General features: G+C 34.8%; 22 protein-coding genes. 18 read left to right on the top strand and 4 right to left on the bottom strand.

The features are described 5' to 3' along the window. Positions 1-36 precede the first annotated feature (36 nt). From PSR12_RS18800 to PSR12_RS18785, 4 genes are all read left to right on the top strand, one after another. Positions 37-885, top strand: a complete 849-nt coding sequence (locus tag PSR12_RS18800; RefSeq protein ID WP_257522550.1) for a pyridoxamine kinase — start codon at positions 37-39, stop codon at positions 883-885. A 273-nt stretch (positions 886-1,158) separates the two neighbouring features. Next, a complete protein-coding gene (locus PSR12_RS18795) occupies positions 1,159-2,655 on the top strand; it encodes an McrB family protein (RefSeq protein ID WP_274770088.1) in 1,497 nt (498 codons plus the stop codon). After that, on the top strand, positions 2,639-3,925 hold the full coding sequence (locus tag PSR12_RS18790; protein WP_274770087.1) for an McrC family protein: 1,287 nt from the start codon (positions 2,639-2,641) through the stop codon (positions 3,923-3,925). Before PSR12_RS18795 ends, PSR12_RS18790 begins: the two co-directional genes overlap by 17 nt. Positions 3,926-3,955: 30 nt before the next feature. Then, entirely contained in the window at positions 3,956-4,876 is a 921-nt protein-coding gene (locus tag PSR12_RS18785) for a DMT family transporter (protein WP_274770086.1), read from the top strand. 76 nt (positions 4,877-4,952) lie between these two features. Here the strand turns inward: PSR12_RS18785 and PSR12_RS18780 are convergent, their stop codons facing one another. After that, the gene (locus tag PSR12_RS18780; RefSeq protein ID WP_274770084.1) at positions 4,953-5,531 is read right to left on the bottom strand and encodes a DinB family protein; all 579 of its coding nucleotides are present in this window, start codon (positions 5,529-5,531) and stop codon (positions 4,953-4,955) included. A 108-nt stretch (positions 5,532-5,639) separates the two neighbouring features. Here PSR12_RS18780 and PSR12_RS18775 point away from each other — a divergent pair, with 108 nt between their 5' ends. Continuing rightward, on the top strand, positions 5,640-6,137 hold the full coding sequence (locus tag PSR12_RS18775; protein ID WP_221681229.1) for a GNAT family N-acetyltransferase: 498 nt from the start codon (positions 5,640-5,642) through the stop codon (positions 6,135-6,137). 420 nt (positions 6,138-6,557) lie between these two features. On the opposite strand, the gene PSR12_RS18770 is transcribed toward PSR12_RS18775, so the two are convergent. Further along, entirely contained in the window at positions 6,558-6,713 is a 156-nt protein-coding gene (locus PSR12_RS18770) for a YvrJ family protein (RefSeq protein WP_004228185.1), read from the bottom strand. A 173-nt stretch (positions 6,714-6,886) separates the two neighbouring features. Between PSR12_RS18770 and PSR12_RS18765 the strand changes: the two genes are divergently transcribed. Together PSR12_RS18765 and PSR12_RS18760 are read left to right on the top strand one after the other, a co-directional pair. Further along, positions 6,887-7,435, top strand: a complete 549-nt coding sequence (locus tag PSR12_RS18765; RefSeq protein ID WP_274770083.1) for a sigma factor-like helix-turn-helix DNA-binding protein — start codon at positions 6,887-6,889, stop codon at positions 7,433-7,435. 3 nt (positions 7,436-7,438) lie between these two features. Continuing rightward, positions 7,439-7,630 (top strand): hypothetical protein, encoded by a 192-nt coding sequence (locus PSR12_RS18760; protein WP_274770082.1) that lies wholly within the window; start codon positions 7,439-7,441, stop codon positions 7,628-7,630. A 50-nt stretch (positions 7,631-7,680) separates the two neighbouring features. Here the strand turns inward: PSR12_RS18760 and PSR12_RS18755 are convergent, their stop codons facing one another. After that, positions 7,681-8,580 (bottom strand): 3-hydroxyacyl-CoA dehydrogenase, encoded by a 900-nt coding sequence (locus PSR12_RS18755; protein ID WP_257520448.1) that lies wholly within the window; start codon positions 8,578-8,580, stop codon positions 7,681-7,683. Between the two features lie 288 nt (positions 8,581-8,868). Beyond that, the gene (locus PSR12_RS18750; protein ID WP_221681233.1) at positions 8,869-9,501 is read right to left on the bottom strand and encodes a LexA family protein; all 633 of its coding nucleotides are present in this window, start codon (positions 9,499-9,501) and stop codon (positions 8,869-8,871) included. A 306-nt stretch (positions 9,502-9,807) separates the two neighbouring features. Here PSR12_RS18750 and PSR12_RS18745 point away from each other — a divergent pair, with 306 nt between their 5' ends. From PSR12_RS18745 to PSR12_RS18695, 11 genes are all read left to right on the top strand, one after another. Then, positions 9,808-10,206 (top strand): ECF-type sigma factor, encoded by a 399-nt coding sequence (locus PSR12_RS18745; RefSeq protein ID WP_221681234.1) that lies wholly within the window; start codon positions 9,808-9,810, stop codon positions 10,204-10,206. A gap of 371 nt (positions 10,207-10,577) precedes the next feature. Then, the gene (locus tag PSR12_RS18740) at positions 10,578-10,886 is read left to right on the top strand and encodes a hypothetical protein (protein ID WP_221681235.1); all 309 of its coding nucleotides are present in this window, start codon (positions 10,578-10,580) and stop codon (positions 10,884-10,886) included. 246 nt (positions 10,887-11,132) lie between these two features. Then, complete coding sequence (locus PSR12_RS18735; protein WP_221681236.1) at positions 11,133-11,474, top strand: hypothetical protein; 342 nt, start codon at positions 11,133-11,135, stop codon at positions 11,472-11,474. 25 nt (positions 11,475-11,499) lie between these two features. Beyond that, positions 11,500-12,075, top strand: coding sequence for a major tail protein (locus tag PSR12_RS18730; RefSeq protein ID WP_221681237.1), 576 nt, complete (start codon positions 11,500-11,502; stop codon positions 12,073-12,075). Between the two features lie 207 nt (positions 12,076-12,282). Then, positions 12,283-12,597 carry a phage tail assembly chaperone G gene (gene gpG, locus PSR12_RS18725; protein ID WP_221681238.1) on the top strand — a complete coding sequence of 105 codons (315 nt, stop codon included), beginning with the start codon at positions 12,283-12,285 and terminating at the stop codon, positions 12,595-12,597. Between the two features lie 190 nt (positions 12,598-12,787). Beyond that, positions 12,788-16,132 carry a phage tail tape measure protein gene (locus PSR12_RS18720; RefSeq protein ID WP_274770081.1) on the top strand — a complete coding sequence of 1,115 codons (3,345 nt, stop codon included), beginning with the start codon at positions 12,788-12,790 and terminating at the stop codon, positions 16,130-16,132. Further along, positions 16,132-16,992, top strand: coding sequence for a phage tail family protein (locus PSR12_RS18715; protein ID WP_255601290.1), 861 nt, complete (start codon positions 16,132-16,134; stop codon positions 16,990-16,992). Before PSR12_RS18720 ends, PSR12_RS18715 begins: the two co-directional genes overlap by 1 nt. 12 nt (positions 16,993-17,004) lie before the next feature. Next, positions 17,005-18,432: an autotransporter outer membrane beta-barrel domain-containing protein gene (locus PSR12_RS18710; protein ID WP_221681240.1), complete on the top strand. Its 1,428-nt coding sequence runs from the start codon at positions 17,005-17,007 to the stop codon at positions 18,430-18,432. 365 nt (positions 18,433-18,797) lie between these two features. Beyond that, positions 18,798-19,946, top strand: coding sequence for a siphovirus ReqiPepy6 Gp37-like family protein (locus PSR12_RS18705; RefSeq protein WP_446720660.1), 1,149 nt, complete (start codon positions 18,798-18,800; stop codon positions 19,944-19,946). Positions 19,947-20,035: 89 nt separating this feature from the next. Then, a complete protein-coding gene (locus PSR12_RS18700; RefSeq protein WP_221681242.1) occupies positions 20,036-20,440 on the top strand; it encodes a phage holin family protein in 405 nt (134 codons plus the stop codon). Next, positions 20,437-21,105, top strand: a complete 669-nt coding sequence (locus PSR12_RS18695) for a M15 family metallopeptidase (protein ID WP_274770079.1) — start codon at positions 20,437-20,439, stop codon at positions 21,103-21,105. The genes PSR12_RS18700 and PSR12_RS18695 overlap by 4 nt, the downstream gene beginning before the upstream one ends. Positions 21,106-21,157 lie beyond the last annotated feature (52 nt).

Below are 21,157 nucleotides of genomic sequence, written 5' to 3'. Positions count from 1 at the left end.
GAAAGTAAAAGCAGGATCAGTTAGGTGGAATGTATGATGAAAAAAGTTGCTGTAATTCAAGATATGTCGTCCTTTGGTAAGTGCTCATTGACGGCTGCGATGCCTGTACTCTCTGTGATGGGTGTGCAAGCAGTCCCACTACCAACAGCTATATTAACGGCACAAACAGGATATTCAAGCTTTTATTGTGAAGATTTAACGTCAAAGATGGACTCTTTTATTGAGGAGTGGAGTAAGCTTGGAGCTACCTTTGATGGAATTCATACAGGCTTTGTTACAGGTAAGGAGCAAATCGATAATATATTTCGCTTTTTAGATGTGTTTCACTCAAATAAGACAACGTTGCTTGTCGATCCAGTAATGGGCGATCATGGTGAGGTCTATAAAATGTTTACGGGTGAATTGCTTGATCGTATGAAAGCATTAGTAAAGCATGCCGATATTATTACGCCAAATGTCACGGAATGTTGCTTGCTTACAGGTTTATCCTATGAAAGGCTACTGAGCTATCAAAATGATACAGATTATATTCTTGCCCTTAAAGAGGCAGGTCAGCAGCTACAGCAAGCAACTGGAGCAAACGTCATTATTACGGGTTTGAATCCACCAGTAGGTGATACGGACAAGCGTTATGTTGGGAATATGTTTGTCGATTCTGAGCGGTCTTTTCATAGTATCCGCAACTATAATGGTGAGAGCTATTCAGGCACAGGCGACCTCTTCGCATCCATCATGATGGGCGGCATGATGCGCGGACAAGATTTAATGGAATCAATGACACTAGCAGAAACATTTTTAGCTGCAGCGATCGAAGCTACTTCGAAGGAGCAAGTACCCCGTGAGGCAGGCGTGCATTTTGAAAAGTTTTTACGTATGCTGCTGTAAACGTTAATAAGCCCATAATAAGTAATTGTGATAAAAAATTCGTAAATGTCAGATTCATAGTGACCTTTACGGATTTTTTTGTTGAAGGAAAATTAAATAATATAGGATGATTTTATTAGATAAATAGGGTGACATTATAAAAAAATAGTAAAATTAGAATGATTTTATGGTATTATGATGGGAATAAATTCCTTGAAAGAAGGCACCTCAGTAATATAAGTTTGCCAATCAAGGTTGCTAAAAATATGAAGTTTAGAGGAGGATTCCCCAAAAATGAGTCAATGCAATATCAATACCATCCTGTACGGTCCACCAGGAACAGGGAAAACTTATAATACGGTGAACTACGCGGTTAGTATTATTGAGAATAAAGAATTTATGGCGATTTGCGCAGAAGCGTATCAAGATGTTTTTGAACGTTATCTTACGTATAAAAAGCAAGGTCTGATTCGATTCGTTACTTTTCATCAATCATATGGATATGAAGAGTTTATCGAGGGAATTAAGCCTGTTTTAAACGATGAAGCAGAAGAGAGCATTCAATATAAAATTGAATCAGGCGTGTTTAAAGAATTTTGTGAGCAAGCGCAGCAATTAAAATTAACTGCTCATGATCAGGTGATGGAAGGAAATAAAAAAGTTTGGAAGATTTCTTTAGGAGGCAGTGGCAAGAATTGGCTGAAAGAAGAATGCTTTAAGGACAATCAAATTCGTATAGGCTGGGATGAGGAAGGTACTGATTTTATTGAGGATGGGGAATATCCTTCAGATACCTTGTACTATTTCTATGAGGGAATGAGTGTAGGCGATATTGTCTTTTCTTTAGGAGATCAAAAGCATATTGATGCAATTGGCATTATCACAGGAGAGCCTGAATGGTTAGAGGCAGAGGAAGATTTTAAAAGAAGTCGTGAAGTAGAGTGGATTGCCACGGATATCTATGAAAATATTTATGAGCTAAATGGCAAAACGAACTTAGTGCAGCAAACCATTTATGAGCTTTGGCGACTATCCATCAATGATGTGAATAATTTAATTTTAAAATACTCGCAAAATGATCAAATCGATGTGGAAGAAAACACTAATAATTATGTCTTTATTATCGATGAAATTAATCGAGGCAATATATCGAAGATTTTTGGTGAACTTATTACATTAATTGAGCCGACAAAACGAATTGGAGCACTAGAAGAAATGCATGTGAAGCTTCCATATTCTAAAAAGGATTTTGGTGTCCCTCAAAACGTCTATTTGCTGGGAACGATGAATACAGCCGATCGTTCGATTGCGCTGATGGATACAGCACTTAGGAGACGCTTTGATTTTATTGAAATGCTGCCAAATTTGAATGCAGTAGCTAATATAAAAGTTGGGAACATCCATATTCAACATCTAATGGAAGTCATGAACGCTCGTATTGAAGCACTGTATGATCGCGAACATACTATTGGCCATGGCTATTTTATGAGCTTAAAAGAAGACAGTTCATTAGAAAATCTAGCTAATATTTTTAAGAATGCGATTATTCCACTTCTCCAAGAATATTTTTATGAAGATTATAGCAAGATTCAGTTAGTGTTAGGAGATCATTTAAAACCCCAGCAATATCGATTTATTTTGGATGAGAAATTAAGTATAAAAGGATTATTTGGTCGAGACATTGATATAGACCTCCCAGAAACGAAATACTATCTTCAAGCAAGTGCATTCGAGGAACCATCAAGCTATATATGGATCTATGGAAGGGTCGAGAATGAAGAGGCTAATTGAAATGAAGGAATACGATATTCTGACATGCAATCAAGCTTTTAAAGATGAGTATGTATACATAGACAATGATTCTTTCGAGCAGCTTGAAAATATGATTTTGGACTGTAATGAAATGGAAGATGTTGATGCATACAATTTTTTCTCTGTCTCCACAAAGCGGCATGTTGGAAAGGTCATTCGTGCAAAAAATTATGTTGGTATTGTGCAATTAAAGAATGGTACACAAATTCAAATTTTGCCAAAAATATATGGGAAAACAGCCATTGACCCTAAAAAAACATTTTTGAAAATGCTTAAGTCACTACAAGAATTTCCTAGCAAAACCTTTAATGAGACTAGTCTTCGTACAGATCAGATGACGTTATTGGAAATTTTCATTCGATTGTACATTGAAGAAGTACAAAAATTGATTAAAAAAGGACTTAAATCATCCTATTATGCGATGGAGGATAACTTAAATGTATACAAAGGAAAAATGGTATTCTCACAGCAATTAAAATATAACCTTATTCATCGACAACGTTTCTATACACGCTATGATGAGTTTGGATTAAATCGAGCAGAAAATCGGCTAATCAAGGCTACATTGCTTTATTTGTTAAAACAATCTACTAGCAATGACAATATAAATGAAATTCGTAAGCAACTCATACACTTTGAACTCATTGAGCAATCAAAAAACTACAGTAAGGATTTTTCTCAGGTAAAGATTGATCGTAACTCAAAAGATTATGAAACGATTATGCAATGGTCTAAAATTTTTTTAAATAATCAAAGCTTTACAACTTTTTCAGGACATTCATTTGCTAAAGCCTTATTATTTCCAATGGAAAAAGTTTTCGAGTCTTATATTGGCTTTCATCTGAAAAAGCTACTAAGTGATTCAGCATGGCATGCACAATTACAGGATAAAGGCTATCATTTATTTCAAGGGAAATTTGCATTACGACCAGATATTGTGTTAACTAATGACGCTCGTAAAATTATTTTAGATACAAAGTGGAAAATGCTAAGTAACACGCCACACAATAACTATGGCATTTCACAGGCAGATATGTATCAAATGTATGCTTATGCTAAAAAATATCACGCTAAAGAAATATGGCTCCTTTATCCATTGAATACGGAAGTTGAACAAATGAAAGAAATACATTTTAACACAAATGAAGGGGATCAAAGTGCAGAAGTGAGGGTGTTTTTCGTCGACTGTCATCATGTAGAGAAAAGTTTGGAGAAACTAGTAAAGAAGTTTACTCTAGCAAATCAATAATATGAATAGACATCCTATCAGGAGGAATCTATGGGAGTTATAGTTGAAAATAAACGTAATCTATATGCAATAGGGGTAATAAGTTTACTATTGTCAGCCATTTTAACATCTATTAGTCAAGTGTATTACTCGAACCGTGTACAAGCCGTGCATCCATTTCTTTTCACCGGTATTAGTTTTTTTCTCACGACTGTCTTCTTTCAATTAATCACAAGTAAGCAAAAGGTAGAGCCCTGCTGGAAAGAGGCACGTTCATCATTATGGAAGTTAAACGGTGCTTCCATATTAGCCTTTATGGGGTTTTACTTTGCATTAAAATATATTGAACCAGCGATAGTGAGCTCTCTTGAAATGGGACTAGGCCCCTTGTTTGCATTGCTACTTGCAATACAGCAGAAAAAACGAGTGATACATGCACAGTGGGGTATTGCAATTGGCATATTTGCAGCTAGTTTATTACTGATTAGTGCTATTTTTACAGGGAAATCGGCTATACAAACATGGGACCAATCAAGTATTTTAGGAGTCGGTGCGAGCATATTGTGTGGACTTGGTGCGGTATTATGTACAGTCTATTCTAAGCAACTCAGTCAATTAGGATGGACAAGCTCGATGATATTATCAAAAAGATTTTATGGTATCATTTTGCTTTCATTTATCGCTACATATGATGTCATGTTTACTTATTTGCTTGAAAACATTGGTTGGATTTTATTGATGACCGTCATCGGTGTTTTGATACCAATGTATTTATTACAGAAGGGTATTCAATATTGTGAAGTATTTTTAGTCATGATGTCATTGTGCTTTATTCCTGTATTCACCTTCTTTTTTCAGCTATTCGATACAAGGCTACAATGGTCAAATATTACGTTAATGGGTGTCTTATTACTGTTATTGTTTGGAATTTTAAGTGTAATTCTAGAACAAAAAGCTCGTAGCGTTTCCTAATGAAATTTTTCCATGACAAAGTTGCTATACTGAAAAATCCGGAGCCAGTTTTGATGGGCATAAAATCAAATTGGCTCTATGTGATTTCTTTAATTGTACCTTTCAAATTCTTTCCTCCTAAAAGCCCTTCCATCCTATTAAAGTGATGCCTCTCATGAATAGCCAGCAACTGAATAGCTTGAATGAGATTAGGATAATGCGCAATGGGATCAGGAAAAACAATATGCCCTGCAACATCCTCGTCTATATTTTGTACTAACTTTTGCAAAGCAAGTGTCTCGTTGATAAGTAATTGCTCGATATCATAACTGTTTAATACAAAGCGTATTTTCTTAGGTGGAACTAAAATACCTGGTGCTCGCATTCCTTGTCCTTTTTTGGATTGATATTCTTCATAAATATCATGTATTTCAGTAGAGTATGGCTTGTTTCTTCGCCTTTTAGCGATAGGCATGAGGAATAAAGAATATTTGGTTGCTGTGTGGAGCATTTTGAGAATCAAATAAAGGTGATAAAAATGTTCACCAATGGACCATTTTCCCTCACGTGTTACTTGCCATAGTTCTTCCTGTGAAAGTGAATGAATAGCTGGTAGATAGTGTGCTCGTTGTGCCTGTAACGTAAGAAAATGTTTTGCCATGCTAGTAGATTCCATAGATTTTCAGCTCCTTTATTTCCATTTTAAGGATTACTGTTGTAAAAGTACATCAAATGCCAATCGTTATGGCCGATAAATAGGAAAAGTATGATAGGAGGAAAAGGCATGGAAATTAGACAATTAACAGCTGCAGATGCTGAGGTATATAGAGATTTAAGATTAGAGGGATTACAAACAAATCCAGAAGCTTTTGGCGCTAGCTTCGAGGAAGAAAAGGATTTGTCACTTGAGTCGTTTGCAAGTAGGCTCGAAGGACAGGGAACATTTACATTTGGGGCATTTGACCAGGAGGATTTACTCGGTGTGGCGACATTGGTGCAAGCAAATAAAATGAAGCTAAAGCATAAAGCGAGTATTTTTGCCGTTTATGTTTCTTCAAAAAAGCGGGGATTGGGCATAGGAAAACAACTAATGGTAGGGATCATCAATCAAGCAAAGTCAATAGTAGACGTCGAGCAAATTAATTTAACAGTTGTTTCTTCCAATGAATCAGCAAAAGGATTATACACATCGTTAGGTTTTCACGTTTTTGGAACAGAACGAAACGCCTTAAAAATAGGACAGCAATATTTTGATGAGGATTATATGGTGCTGTATTTCTAAAAATGCTAAAAAGCCTTTGAAGTATTCATCTTCAAAGGCTTCAATTTATTATGGTGAGTAGCAATGGAACAATGAAAAGAAAGCAAGGTATAAAAGAATCCCCGTGATAAAAAGAATAAGTAAAGCACTAACAATGCCTGCTTTCTTTATAAGAAACCATATACTTAGCATGATAATAATGACCGAAAATGTGGATGCGAGCCAAAATCCAAGAATCCCCAAGTATTCAAGCATAATGGGGAATGAATCGTGAAAGTAATTATACGGAATATCTAGCCTAAGAAAAGTGGTCAACAGAAGATCCATAAAATCCCCCCATCTACATATTTGTTCTTACATATATGGTATGCAGAAGCATCTTTAAGTCACACGGCAGCATCCTTTAAAAAGGATGCTGTCGTAAATTTTTTTATAGGTTTATTAATTTTCCCTTTTATCTAACAACTTCAGGATGATCGCTTCCAAATTTTCTATTTTCTTCTCAAAACGCATAAAGAGATAGATGGTAATGGCAATAGGGAAACCTGAATTACCTATTAGGTGAACCCACATTTGTATAGTTTCAACTGGTATCATAACATCTTCCTCCCTCATTATTGTGATGCTTACAGTTCTTAAAAGTGAACGTACGATTAATAAAATCAATATGAATGAATAAAATATAGAACATTTGTTCTGTTTTTGGTTTATAATAGATATATGATATTCACTTTAATGAACAAGAAGGCGAATATATAGGAGTGATGCGAATGTGTAATGAGTACAAAATTATAGAAGAGTTTTTTTACAGAAATAGAGAACAGGTTAAAAATCCAATTATCAGAAGTTTTTTGGCAGATGCACAAAATCTTTATTTGGTACAACATGCAATCTTATATCCCAATGATTATAATTTGAAAATGGTTGATGAAACATTTCAAGCTCATTATCAAAGGGTACAGAAAATAAAATATATCAGCAATTTAATTTATTTCTTTAGCCTGGATTTCGATAAAAAAAAGAGAAGATTGCAAAATCGCTTTTTATTAGTCGCAGATAGTGGTCTAATGGACAACGGTATAAGAGAAGAAGAGAGCGGAGAAGAAGGGTTATTAGAAAAAATTGAAAATGAACAGCTCTTTAAAGGTTTGCAAAAATTAACAGACAAGCAACTTCAAATTTTAGAAATGATTTATGTCAAAGACTATTCTATAAAAGTAATAGCTGAAACATTACAAACAACATCACAGAATATATCCAATGTTCATCAAAAGGCTTTAAAGAAGCTTCATCATATTATTAGAAAGGAGGAGATTTAGTAAATGCAGAACAATATGAATGAGGAGATGCTAATAATTATCCAAAATTTTACTCCAAAAATTAAGCAATGTCTCCACCAAACAAGTTACCAGGATAGAGAAGACTTAGAACAGGAGATTAAATTGAAAATTATTGAAAAGCTGACAACGAAGGAATTTCAAAACACACCTAATTTTTGGGATTTTTTTGTATGAATAAAAAAGAGCAATGCCCTTTTAAGAAGGACCATTGCTCTTTCTAATCATTAACCCTTTAAGAAATCTGATTTTGCAAAGCTTGGGTTTGGATATGTGTAGAAGCCCTCGCCTGTTGCGCGACCTAATTTACCTTTTTCGATGTACTCTGTTTTTAAGAGGTTAGCTAATTTTTTCATGTTTTCATCACCAGTGGCATTTGCTTTCGCTTCCACAATGTTATAAGCAGTGTTAATGCCAACGATGTCTAGAATAGCAAATGGTCCAAGTGGAGCGCCTGTACCAATCATCCATGTTTTATCGATTGTTTCTGGATCAGCCACTTCTTTTACAAGTAAAGATTCAGCTGCATCTAAAAACGGAACTAGTAATGAGTTTAAAATATAGCCAGGTTGCTCTTTATGCAATGGTAGTGGTACCATGCCGATGGCGCGTGCAAATTCAATCACTTCATCAAATACTTTCATATCTGTACCTGGGTGTTTCATAATTTCTGCAGTATTGTTTTTCCAGATCGTATTAGCGAAGTGAAGTGCTAAAAACTTCTCTGGACGGCCAGTTGCTTCAGCAAATTGGCTTGGTAGTAAAGTAGACGAGTTTGTTGCAAAAATTGTATTTGCTGGTGCTACTTTTCCAAGATTCGTGTAAAATTCTGTTTTGATGCTCACAACTTCAGGGATTGCTTCTATAACAAGATCAGCATTGGCAACGGCTTGAGCCAAGTCACTATTAAATGTAAGACGTGCATAGGCTGCATCCACTTCTTCTTGTGTAGCACTTAAATCTTGTTGATAAAGTGGTTTTAATTTGGTAATACGATCCTGTGCATTTTTTAACGCCTCATCATTAATGTCATACACTGTTACATTAAAACCTTTGAAAGCAGATTGATAAGCAATTTGGCTTCCTAATACACCACTACCTGCAACCGTAATGTTTTGATAATTCATCGAAATTCCTCCTTTGGAATTGTTACATTAATATAATAGTGTGGATATGTAGAAAATCCTTCGTTACAATTCCATACTACTTCTACCATTGAATAAAAATCAAATGAAAGCCTCTAATGTTATATGAGTATAAAAATGTGATAGCAAGTTAAAACTCTCTTATTGAAGTATGTGCGAATTTACATTAAAAATAAGTCCATAAAAAATTGTCACCCAATTGAGTGACAAGCTTAGTCTATAAAAATTTTTACTTTTTTCGTTAATTATTCATATTTAATGAATTCGAAATTATAATGTAACCTTAAAACTAATAGCTTTTCCGATAATTTTTGCAGGATTATTCTCATCCACTATATAAGGTTCGTGTTTGGGGTTATCTGGCATAAGTAAAATCATGTCACCTTGTTTTTTTACGCGTTTAAGAGTCGCTTCAGTATCACCATTTACAAGTACAGCAGCTATTTCACCGTATTCAACTTCATTCTGCTCTCTTATAAGAACTTTAGAGCCGTTTGGTATAGTTGGTTCCATTGAATCACCTTTAGCCACAAGAGCGAAAATATTACCTGTTGGCAGTAATTCTGAAAACTCATACATATACCCTTCTACATTTTGTTGTGCAATGATTGGCTCTCCACAAGCGATCACACCTAAAATTGGAATTTTTACAAAGTTAGGTTGTACTTCTATTAAGTTTGTTGGTTGCTCCTCTGTTAAATCGGAACGTCTTATATTAAAATAGTCTGCCATTAATTGTATTTTATCATGTCTAGGGTATGTACTAGCTTTCATCCAATTAGATACGGTTGTTTCAGGTATATTTAGTTCCCTTGCCATGTCTGTTTGATTTAAACCCTTCTTCTCTAATTGAAGTTTTAAGTTTTTTGAGAAAACCCTCTTTAATTTATCCGAGTTATCCATATTTCATCACCTCCTTATTATGATAATACCGATAAAAAGTATTTTTGTAAATATTTTAATACCTTTTAAAAGTATTTCCTCTTGACTGTACCGTTTAAAGGTACTATATTGGAAATAACTTGTTAAATGGGTAATAGATTATTAAAAGTAATAGGGGGAGTTAGATGTGCAATTTTAATAAATATCATTGTAAAAAAAGAAATGGGAAGACATAAGTTGTTACTGTGTAATACCGTTTAAAAGTGTTTTAGGAGATGTGAAAATTAGAGGTAAAAATTCAGAAAGCTAAAAGGGTGGTTGTTAAATATGTACGAATGGTTACTAGATTATCAGCAAATTGAGGATGAAATTGCTTATTTGGAATATAACCTTGAGCGATCACAGAAAGAATTAAAACGATGGGTTACTGGAGATTTGGCTAGGGTAAAACTCACTGCTGAATCGGATGGAGCAAAACTAGAAGAGCGAATTGAAAGAATTGAACGAGAGTTGCAAGTTAAACTTGTGGAACAAAAAAAAATCTTGGATCTTATTGGAAAATTTAGTGGGTTGAATCATAAAATATTAAAATTAAAATATGTGGATGGAATGACATTAGAAGAAATAGCTGAGGTATTAAATTATAGTGCTAGTTATATTTACAAAAAGCATGCAGAAATTGCAAAGATGATTAAATTTGCACATGAAATTAAACTAACAAATTGATTTAGTTTTTCTTATTAATATATAAACAATGTGGTGACCACTTTTTATTAAAGGTGGTCTTTTCTATTGCTTCAATTTAAGCTTTCACTTAATTGACACCAACTAGATTGTATAGAAATGATTGATAATCCATAATATGATGGTAATATAAAAATTCGGTTAATTGAAGTGCTATATTAGCAGAGGATTTTTTTAGTATCTTTCCTTTTACTGACACTCAGATGATTGAATAGAAGGTATAGAAATTCCGTTATATGATGTTAATGTAGAAGTTTGTTATATGAAATTTTAACTTTACATGAATTGTGTTAGGTGAAGGCCACTCAAAATTGAGTGGTCTTTTCAAATACTCATAATAAGGGGATGATTGGATGGAAGTAATTTATGCAAAATGCAATAAATCATGTGGTTATAAATTCTATGTTCAGTCTTTTAAGAACGTGAGGCTGAGCCATACGATTGAAAAAAACTATTTTACTTGCCCTAACTGTGGTCGGGAGTATGTTTGTTTTTACACTGATGATAATGTACGAAAACTTCAAGCAGAATTAAGGAAACTATATCTTGAAATGAGAAGGGTTAATGGTTTTCAGTATAGGAAGTTAAAGAAAATAGAGTCTGCTTTGAAACAAAGTATTTTTAACAGTATGACGGATATTAAAAATATGGTTGAAAGATAGCTAGTAAAAATAAATATTTTGAAAGGAGGTGAAAAATAGTGATTAAGAGAGAACGAATGAAAACGTCTACTGAGTTATTGTCAGTAGGCGTTTTTAGCTTGAAAAAAATCCACAATTGCAGAATGACTGTAGTTGAAATGATTCTTTATTTTAGGAGTTCAATATTTCATTCACTTAAGGGGAATATGTTCAAAATCTAGCATGGACTGAGTTTTATCATATTTCAAAGAGTTAGGAGAAATAAATATGAGGGATTTAATGAATCATATTCCTATTATTTTAGAGCCATTAGGTTTGCCTATCATCTTTAATGGATTTCCTAAAGAATCCGAAAAACCAAATCAATTCATCACTTTTTTAGAAATAAGTGCAAAGCCTATCTTTGTAGCTGGTGGAAACGAAATTGAAACTGAACGGATTGTCCAAGTTAATGTATGGTCCAACCTGAACTATCACCAGCTAGCAGAGAGTATCAAACATTTGATGGGAAATGCAGGATTTGAACGGATTCTAGAATATGATGAGCCTTATATTGTAGGCGAATCTCATAATAACAGGGTACTTCAATTCGTCTTGTGTGAAGAATAATAATAAAAATATGGAGGTCATGTAAATGACAATTTTAAATGAAAAACCACAAAAACTGAGCTTAAAACGAATTCATTATGCACTAATGACAAATGAACAAACAGAAACATGGGGTGAAGTTAAAACATTAACAATGCCTATTTCCATGACACTTACACCTAACTTTTCAGAAGCACATTTAGATGCAGGAGACCGTGTAGTAGATCAGGAAGCACAATTGGATTCTATTACAATTGCAGGGGAAACAGCTGATTTACCAACTGACGTCCTAGTAGATTGGTATGGGCATAAGAAGTCAGCAGAAGGTGGTATCATTACAAATGCAAATGATACACCTAATCCAATTGCAATTGGTTTTGAATCGGGTACTAAGCTTGTTTGGCTATTAAAAGCGAAATTGAAATTAGGTGAAGAAACAAATTCGACTCGTAAGAAAGGTGAAACAGGTTACAAAGTATATCCATTCGGTGGTGAAGCATTACCATTAATCGATGGCGTAATTAAACATACAGTAGATACACGAGATGCAGGGGTAACGGTGACAGCTGAATCATTCTTTGACTCTGTCGCAAAACCAAGTGAAACTGTTGTAACTCCTTAAATGAATAGGCTAGGACATAACTAATTGAGACCTTCATAAAGCTGAATAATCTCTAGATTAACAAAAAATAGTAATTAAAAACCGAACTATTCGAAACACTTCGTGAGCGTTTCAAAGGATAGTTCGGTAATTTTGTAGGTTAAAACACTTTAGTCCCAAGCCTCTCTTCCCTAATATAGAAAGTTACTAGAAAGGATGAATAATAAAATGCAAATTACTTTAAAAATTGATGGTCAAGAAAAACAATTTTCAAATGACTTTGTGAAAGCCCGAGTGTTTCGCAATGCGCTAAAAATGAATGAGAAAATGAGACAAGAAGGGAATGAAATTTCTGTTGAAACTTTTGATGAAATGATTGCCTTTGTTGTCAATGTTTTTGAGAACCAATTCACAATGGATGATGTTTGGGATGGGTTAGAGGCAGGAAGATTGCAAGATGAAATTATGCGAGTTTTTAATAGTGTTCTAAACATTGGAGGACTAGAAACAAAAACCATCGTAAATGATGAAGAGGGAAAGTAAGTGAAATAACTCCTTATCAACATATTAAATTATTTTATAGAAAATTGATAAAAGAGGGTTATAAACTACATGAGATTGACGAAATGGATATTCATTTTTGGTTTGAATTGTTAGTTGATGATGATGAAATAGAGGAAGTCACAGCTGATGAAATTTCCTGGTTGTGATGAAACAAAGGCGGTGATGAAATATGGCAGAAATCAGTGCTGTTGAGCTTAATTTAAATACATCGAATTTTAATGGCTCTATAGAACAATTAACTCGTAATTTGACAGCAATGGGAGCTGAATTAAGGGCATTACAAGCACTAGGTAATGAATATGAAAGTTCGGTGGAAGGTTTAGCAAATAAACAAAATATTCTTAGGCGATCAGTTGAAGCTGCAAATCTAAATTTTACGGAGCAACGTAGAAAGTATGATGAATTAATAGCCTCAGGTTCAGCAAATACCGAGGAAATAGAAAAACAGGCAATTGCTGTGAATGAAGCTCTTGTTGAATACAATCGTTTAAATACTCAGCTAACAGAAGTCGATCAGCAATTAAGTGAGCAATCATCAAAATGGAATAAATTTCAGGAGCTTGGTGGAAAGTTAAAGACTGTTGGGGAAAGTATGTCTACTATTACAGCTCCTATCAAAGCTTTTGGTGTGTATGCCCTTAATGCTGCTGTAGATTTTGAAAGTGCTTTTGCCGGTGTACGTCAAACTGTGAACACTAGTGAGGAAAATTTTAAGAAGCTTGAAAGTGGAATCCGTAGTATGGCTAAGGAGCTTCCAGTAAGTGCTACTGAAATTGCTGGAGTTGTTGAATCTGCTGGGCAGCTAGGAATCGCAGAAGAGCATCTTATTTCATTCTCCCGTGCTGTTATTGATATGGGCAATTCAACGGGGATGACACGTGAACAGGCAGCAAAAGAGTTCGCTGAGTTTGCAAATATTGTAGGAATGGGGCAAGGAGACTTTGATCGATTAGGTTCCTCTATTGTTGATTTGAGTACTACTATGGGTGTTGCTGCATCTGACATTATGAAGATGGGAATGGGATTTGCTGAGCAAGCTTCTAAAATTGGTTTAACCGAATCTCAAATAATGGGACTAGCTGCTACTATGTCGAGCCTAGGGATTAACGCTGAAACTGGTGGAGCGGCTATGACTTCAGTTTTGCAAAAGATTCAAAAAGCTGTAGGAGATGGCGGTGAAAGCTTATCTGGTTTTGCTCAGGTAGCTAACATGACTAGTGCCGATTTTAAAAAGGCATTTGAAACAGACGCGGCCTCTGCTTTAGATGCATTGGTTAAAGGGTTAGCAGAATCATCTGAAGGTGGAGCTAACTTAAAAGATGTGCTTGCTGATTTAGGGGTTAATGGTGATGAAACTGATGTACTTTTGAGTATGGCTGGTGCTTCGGATTTACTTACATCAGCTGTTAATTCTTCTACTGATGCCTGGAAGGAAAATACGGCATTATCTGATAAAGCAGCCGAGCGTTATCAAACGACAGAGTCTCAAATGGCTATAATGAAAAATCAGCTTGTAGATGTAGGTATAAGCATCGGAAATGTATTAATTCCCCTTGTACAAAAAGTTCTTGATATTTTTGTGCCCTGGATCGAGAAGTTCAGCAGTTTATCTTCTGAAACACAAAATACAATTGTTATTATTGGTGGTTTAGCAGCCGCTATTGGCCCTTTATTAGTAGTTGGGGGAACATTAATTTCAAGTATTGGATCAATCGTGACTGCAATCGGTGGGTTTTCAATGGCAATTGGAGCAGCAGGTGGGGCTACAACGGCGTTAGGTGCTACATTAGCATTAATAATGAATCCTGTAGGCATAGCTGTTGCTGCGTTTGCAGGTTTAGGAATCGCAGCATATGCAGTAACTAAGAATCTTAATGAATCATCTATCCAAGTAGAAGATTGGAAAGATAAAGTATCTGAAGCCACTGCCGAGTCAGTAGGAAGCTTTTTGGAGTTATCAGATCAAGCGACAGTGGCACTTAATCAACTAGCGTGGTCTGGTCAAGCAGTCACACAAGAAATGGCAACAAATATGATAACCATTTATAGTGAGATGGGTGATCAAGTGTTAGCCGAAATGCAAGCTGATCATGCTCAAGAACTAGAGACCATGCAGAACCATTTTGCTTCAAGTAATGCTCTAACTGAAGAACAGGAAGCAAATATTTTAGCTCGAGTAGCACAAAGTCAAACAGAGCAACAACAAGCTATTACAGATGGAAAGGCTCGAATTACAGAAATTTATCAAAATGCTGCTGCTAATAATAGAACCATAACTGAAGCAGAACAACAGGAAATTAATCTGATTCAACAAACGATGAAGGAGAATGCAATAAAGCATCTTTCAGATAGTGAAGTAGAGCAAAAGATTATTTTAGAAAGCTTGAAAAATGAAGCCTCAAAAATTTCAGCAGAACAAGCTGCTGAAGTTGTCCAAAACTCCTTGAAACAAAAAGAAGATGTTATTCGAGATGCTGAGGATCAATACAACGAAACATACAAGTGGGCAGTTAGACAACGAGATGAAACAGGTGCGATGTCTGCAGAAGAGGCCCAAGCTGTAATTGATGAAGCTGGTCGTAAACGAGATGAAACCATTAAAAATGCCGAGTCTATGCATCAGAAGGTTGTTAATGAAGCAAAACTCCAAGCTGAAGAACATGTGAATAAAGTAAATTGGGAAACTGGAGAAGTACTTTCTAAGTGGGAAGTTTTTAAAAATAATGCTTCAAAAAAATGGGATGATATTAAAGTAGGTGCTTCAAATAAATGGGAAGAAATGAAAGCAGACACTATTCGGATATGGGAAGAGATAAAGGCTTGGCCTGGTAGGAAAATAGAAGAGATGAAATCCACAGTCGAAGACAAAATGAACGACGTCAAAAATAAAATCGAAACAAAGTGGAATGAGGCACAGTCATTTTTGAAAAATATTGAGCTCTCAAGTATAGGTAAAAACATTGTCTTAGGTTTGATTTCTGGAATAGGTGATATGTTCGGTAATGTCCGTAGGAAAATTGAAGAATTAGCAGGACTTATTCCAAACTGGGCAATGGAAATCCTAGGTATTAAATCTCCTTCGCGAGTATTTATGGCTATTGGAAGAAATACAATTGAAGGCTGGGAAATTGGTATGGCCGAGAGAAAAAATAATCTAAAAGGAGTAATGAATGACTTAACAGATAGTGTTGAAAATACAGTTCGAAAAAACCTTGATATTCATAGTCCTTCACCCATTATGAGTAATTTTGGTAGTCATATAGGCCAAGGGTTAATTTTAGGAATTGATGACATGGCAGGTAGGGTTGCAAATGCAGCACAGCGTTTAGCATTCAATATGGATGGTCAGCAAGGGATAAGTTCTTCCCACGCAACGTCGATTGATAGATCTCGCTCTTATACGAGTGGAGATACAAATATTTATATATACGATAGTCACCCTTCTCCTTCGGAAATTGCTCGAAAAAATAAACAAGTACAACGTCAATTAGCAATGGAATGGGGGATGATTTGATGATTGAAGAAGTTATTTTTACAAATGCTCGGGGGCAATCTATTAAATTCTCCAACCAGAAGCCCTTCTTGTTACAGTCCATAGAGGGGAAAGCTGATGTTAGTGCTGATATTCAAACACAATCAGCACCTTTTCAAGACGGTAGTACTTATATAGACAGCTACCTACAACAGCGTTCAGTAGCTTTAAATGTGTCAATATTAGCAGAAAATAATTTATCTATGATAAAACAACGGCAGTTACTTGTTTCTGTATGCAACCCTAAATTTGGTCTTGGAAAGCTCACTTACATTAAAGGAAATACAAAACGCGAAATTCAAGCTGTAGTTGAAAATGTACCCGTTTTTGGTGTTGGGAGAGAGAATAATGGAATAAGATTCCAACGTACTATTATTAATTTTCTGTGCCCGTCACCTTTTTGGCAGGAATTTTCTACTGAAAGTTATAAATTGGAAGACTTTGTTAGCAACTTTAGATTTCCTTTTTATTTCCCAGTACGTTTTGCAACAAGAGGTGACTCGAAAGTGCTAATTAATAATGGTGATGTGCCGACACCAATCGTAGTTGAGTTCAGAGGACCTGTTGAAAATCCCCAAATCACCAATATAACAACAGGTGAATTTATTCGTGTAAATCGAGAAATACCTACAGGTTACAAACTTTTTCTTGATACATCATTTGGGAATAAACAAGTTGAAATAGAGAGTCCCAATGGAGTTAAAGAAAATGCATTTCACTATATTGATTTACAATCTACCTTCTTTCATTTAAATGTTGGTGAAAATAGGGTTGCTTTTATAACGGATAGTGGAAATCCAGAGGTTTACGTAAAGTTTAAACAAAGATATTTAAGTGTATAAGGATGTGATGAAATGGCTGAAAAATATAAATTTTTTGATCCAGTACAAAGAGAAGATGGTACTTACGATAGGGAATACAGCGCACAAGAATTTACCGATTATTTTAAAACATTAATAAATACAGGCATTCTAAAGGCAGCTGGTAATCAATTACATGTTGCAGCAAATGGATCTAATATGATGACAACCATTGACACAGGGGTGGCATTTATATTAGGACGCTATTATGAAAATGATAGTTTAAAAGAATTACTTCATGATACAGAATCACTCGGTAATAGTCGTATCGACAGAATAGTTATTAGAATGGATTTAAGTACAGAGGCAAGATATGTAAAAGCGTTTATTAAAAAGGGAGTAGCTTCCGCAAAACCAGTTGCACCAGCATTAACCCAAACGGCCAATTTTTACGAGATTTCATTAGCACAAGTTAAAGTGATAGGTGGGCAAACTTATATAAATGCTAGTGATGTGACGGATGAGCGTGGTAGAGATACACTTTGTCCATGGGCAGGGTCTAACATTTTACCAAGCTTTAATGACAATGCTTTGAATATGCATATTAATGATGGTACGTTGCATATACCTTATGCCATTACAAGTGGCTTAACAAATACCTATACAGTACTAATTCCTAACGTTAATCAATACACAGAAGGTATGGCGATGTCTGTAAAGATTAACATTCAAAATACAGGGGCATCAACTATAAATGTTAACGGATTAGGTGCCAAAAATATAATAAAAGCAAATGGGAGCCTTCTTTCAGGTGGTAATCTAAGAACAAATAGTGTTTACACATTAAGATATAATGGGACGGCTTTTATATTACAGGGTGAAGGGGGGGGAGGAACTGCAACCTCAACAGATGTACTAGCAGGAAAAACATTTACCAATGATAATGGTGAAGTTACAGGGTCTATGATTAATCATGGTTCAAAAGGAACTATTATACCTGGTACTTTCAATCAAAGCATGGCTGCAGGTTACTATAACGCTTTTAACGTTTTAGGAGATGCGAACTTGATTGCGAGCAACATAAAAAAAGGTGTTAATCTTTTTGGTATAGCGGGAACTTCTGAAACTAAAATTGCGTATACTTCAGCAAATAGAACTGTGTCATCTGGCAACCCCACTATGCAAACATTTACTATAACACTAAACGCAGGCTTTACAATAAAGGCATATATAATCGTTATTAATTCCATATATTTCGGACCTTATACTCTTAGTGGAATCGGAGTTTTGGTAGACGGAGTAAAAAGTGGGACACTACAATTAGGTGGGATGGGATATAACAATCAAAATTGGCTATACGTTAGCAATGGAAGTTCGATTTCTGGAACCACATTAAACGGTTCTATTACTGTTAATGCAAACTACTCTGGGATAACAAGTGGACAAACAATTTCATTAGAAGCTATAGCTTGGGGGTTTTAATAATGAGTTTTAAACAGTTAGGTTGAAGAATATAGTATTCAGTATCAAATGGTACGCTTATATTGGATACAGGAGAATATGCTGGATATGATCATATGTTTTTAATGAAATAGAACATATAGATTTATCTTTTGGTGAGTTTAGAGTAAATCCCCCAAACCCCAAAAATTGAATTTGCCTATCAAAACCAGATTTATTTGAAAAGCCAATCGAACATTTAAAAGATTAAAAGATGAGAGAGAACAAGATCAACAACGTATATTAGATTTAGAATTAATGCTTGCAAAAGCAAAAAAATTTTAGCAAAATAATTTTTAGAGTAACACTATTGTATATTTTTGTATAAGAAGTAGAGGTGAGTAACTATAAAAAAGAGCATTCGAATATTATCCCTAAACATGGACATCCTAGCTGAAATTGATAACTACGAATCCATGTTTTTCAATCGTTCATGGTATGATGTAGGAACAATAGAATTGCGAATAAATCGCCATATAAAATACGCTAACACTTTATTAAAAGATAACCTTATTCTCATCGGAACAGATTTGAATAAGGTTTTTATTATTAAACATCGTGAAATTGAGTTAGATGCAAGTGGTAAAATTACAGAGAACTGGTTAATTAAAGGTTACTCTCTAAAATCGATTGTTGCTCAGCGTATTACCATTCCACCTACAAATAATGCATATGATAGTAAGACAGGTACAGCTGAAACTGTAATGAAACATTATGTGTCTCAAAACCTTGTGAATCCATCTAATAGTAAAAGAAAAATACCCCATTTGTTCATAAAAACGGATCAGCAACGGGGTGTGTATTTAAGTTATTCAACTAGATTTAAAAATTTAGCAGAAGAGATAAGCATTCTTTCTCTATCGAGTAAGTTAGGTTGGGATATAATACTAGATTTAAAAGATAAAAAATGGATATTCGATGTGATGGAAGGTAGGAATTTAACAGTAGGGCAATCAATAAATCCACCGGTCATTTTTTCACCTCAATTTGAAAGTTTAAAATCATTGCATTACACAGAAAGTGAATTAAATTACAAAAATCTAGCAATAGTTGCTGGACAAGGTGAAGGTGTGGATAGGCGAATTATCGAGGTAGGTGACTATTCATCAACAAAACGTCATGAAGTTTTTATTGATGCCAGAGATATTGCAGAAGTTGATGATAATCAGCAATTAATATCACATGAGAAAATTTCTGAAGCTTTAGTTGCTCGTGGAAAGCAACAGTTAAAAGAATTCATGCAAGAAGAGTATTTGGAGGGACAAATACTAACTAATAGTCCATTTAAATATCAAAAGGATTATGACTTAGGGGATGTTATAACAATTCAAAATTCTGAATGGAATATTTCAATGGATGCACAAATAACAGATATAAAAGAGATTTATGAGACCTCAGGATTTAGCATTGAAGCAACTTTTGGAAACAACAGACCTACACTTATACAAAAAATTAAGCAAGAGTTTACTCAAATAAGTGGAGAGATAAGAAAATAACTGATATGAATAACTATTTTAGTACTTATCTTAAGGCCTTCCATACTTTTGTGTATGGAAGGCTTTTTCTACAAAAAGGAAGTGGTGTAGTGGAAAAATGGATAGCAACATGGGGTGGCTTTATTGGAACTCTTATCTCATATTCAGTAAATGGTTTAGGAATCGCAGTAACTGTTTTGATCGGATTTATGGCTATAGATTATATTACTGGGATACTATCAGGGATAGTCAATCATAATTTAAATAGTCGGATTGGTGTTAATGGTATCATTCGAAAAATCTATTATTTGATGTTGGTAGGCTCTATTTACTTATTAGCTTTTGTGATTCCAGGGATTGAGTATGCAGGTGACGGAGCAGCTATTGCCTTTTGCGTCCTTGAATTTATTTCAATTACGGAAAATGGAACAAAGATGGGGTTGCCAACACCAAATTTCATCAAAAATATTTTAGCAATTGTAAAAGATCATGCTGGAGAGGAGGACAGCAAATGAGCATAAATATTACAAAGGCTTGTAGAGATTTAGATCAGTTGCTATCAGTAGCACAAATAGCATGTCGATTATTATTTCAAGAATGCTATAAAGAAGGGATTAAAAATATTTTTATTACTGAAACATATCGTTCTCAGGAAAGACAAAATTACCTATATGCACAAGGTCGAACTAGACCAGGACAAATTGTAACTTGGACATTAAATAGTAATCATACATCACGACTTGCTTGGGATATTGCAATTGGTCCACCACAATCTTTGTATGATGAAGCTACTTTAAAACGAGTAGGAGTTATTGCTCGTAAGCTAAGTATTATATGGGGTGGAGATTGGACAGGTAGTATAGATCGACCTCATTTCGAGGTACCAATATCTTGGAAAATGCCAGCTAATTATAAATTTGAGGGACAAGTCATTATACCTAGTAGCAGTACAAAGAAAGTCCAATTAATTATTGAAGAAAGGAAGGAGGAGACAAAATTGCCTCAAGCATGGAACCCACATTCAACAGCAATACGTACAGCAACGGAGAGCTTTATAGCACAAGCAATCAAAGAAGGGGTTATTCAAGAATCACATTTAAAAGATTTAAGGAACGGTGTGATGACAACTGATCACTTACTAGGTCTTTTTATTACCATTCAACAACGACGTGCCAAGTAGTTAAAATACCGCCAAATAAATGGCGGTGTTTTAACAGTAAATCCACATAGTA

Origin of the sequence: Lysinibacillus sp. G01H (assembly GCF_028872195.1) — a bacterium.
Classification (GTDB): Bacteria; Bacillota; Bacilli; order Bacillales_A; family Planococcaceae; genus Lysinibacillus; species Lysinibacillus capsici.
Note: the sequence above shows the minus strand (reverse complement) of the source record. Positions and strands in the feature narration are given on the sequence as shown.

Coding starts and splice junctions, on each gene's coding strand:
- PSR12_RS18800 (WP_257522550.1), top strand. CDS start 37: ATGAAAAAAGTTGCTGTAATTCAAGATATGTCGTCCTTTGGTAAGTGC.
- PSR12_RS18795 (WP_274770088.1), top strand. CDS start 1,159: ATGAGTCAATGCAATATCAATACCATCCTGTACGGTCCACCAGGAACA.
- PSR12_RS18790 (WP_274770087.1), top strand. CDS start 2,639: ATGAAGAGGCTAATTGAAATGAAGGAATACGATATTCTGACATGCAAT.
- PSR12_RS18785 (WP_274770086.1), top strand. CDS start 3,956: ATGGGAGTTATAGTTGAAAATAAACGTAATCTATATGCAATAGGGGTA.
- PSR12_RS18780 (WP_274770084.1), bottom strand. CDS start 5,531: ATGGAATCTACTAGCATGGCAAAACATTTTCTTACGTTACAGGCACAA.
- PSR12_RS18775 (WP_221681229.1), top strand. CDS start 5,640: ATGGAAATTAGACAATTAACAGCTGCAGATGCTGAGGTATATAGAGAT.
- PSR12_RS18770 (WP_004228185.1), bottom strand. CDS start 6,713: ATGATACCAGTTGAAACTATACAAATGTGGGTTCACCTAATAGGTAAT.
- PSR12_RS18765 (WP_274770083.1), top strand. CDS start 6,887: ATGTGTAATGAGTACAAAATTATAGAAGAGTTTTTTTACAGAAATAGA.
- PSR12_RS18760 (WP_274770082.1), top strand. CDS start 7,439: ATGCAGAACAATATGAATGAGGAGATGCTAATAATTATCCAAAATTTT.
- PSR12_RS18755 (WP_257520448.1), bottom strand. CDS start 8,580: ATGAATTATCAAAACATTACGGTTGCAGGTAGTGGTGTATTAGGAAGC.
- PSR12_RS18750 (WP_221681233.1), bottom strand. CDS start 9,501: ATGGATAACTCGGATAAATTAAAGAGGGTTTTCTCAAAAAACTTAAAA.
- PSR12_RS18745 (WP_221681234.1), top strand. CDS start 9,808: ATGTACGAATGGTTACTAGATTATCAGCAAATTGAGGATGAAATTGCT.
- PSR12_RS18740 (WP_221681235.1), top strand. CDS start 10,578: ATGGAAGTAATTTATGCAAAATGCAATAAATCATGTGGTTATAAATTC.
- PSR12_RS18735 (WP_221681236.1), top strand. CDS start 11,133: ATGAGGGATTTAATGAATCATATTCCTATTATTTTAGAGCCATTAGGT.
- PSR12_RS18730 (WP_221681237.1), top strand. CDS start 11,500: ATGACAATTTTAAATGAAAAACCACAAAAACTGAGCTTAAAACGAATT.
- gpG (WP_221681238.1), top strand. CDS start 12,283: ATGCAAATTACTTTAAAAATTGATGGTCAAGAAAAACAATTTTCAAAT.
- PSR12_RS18720 (WP_274770081.1), top strand. CDS start 12,788: ATGGCAGAAATCAGTGCTGTTGAGCTTAATTTAAATACATCGAATTTT.
- PSR12_RS18715 (WP_255601290.1), top strand. CDS start 16,132: ATGATTGAAGAAGTTATTTTTACAAATGCTCGGGGGCAATCTATTAAA.
- PSR12_RS18710 (WP_221681240.1), top strand. CDS start 17,005: ATGGCTGAAAAATATAAATTTTTTGATCCAGTACAAAGAGAAGATGGT.
- PSR12_RS18695 (WP_274770079.1), top strand. CDS start 20,437: ATGAGCATAAATATTACAAAGGCTTGTAGAGATTTAGATCAGTTGCTA.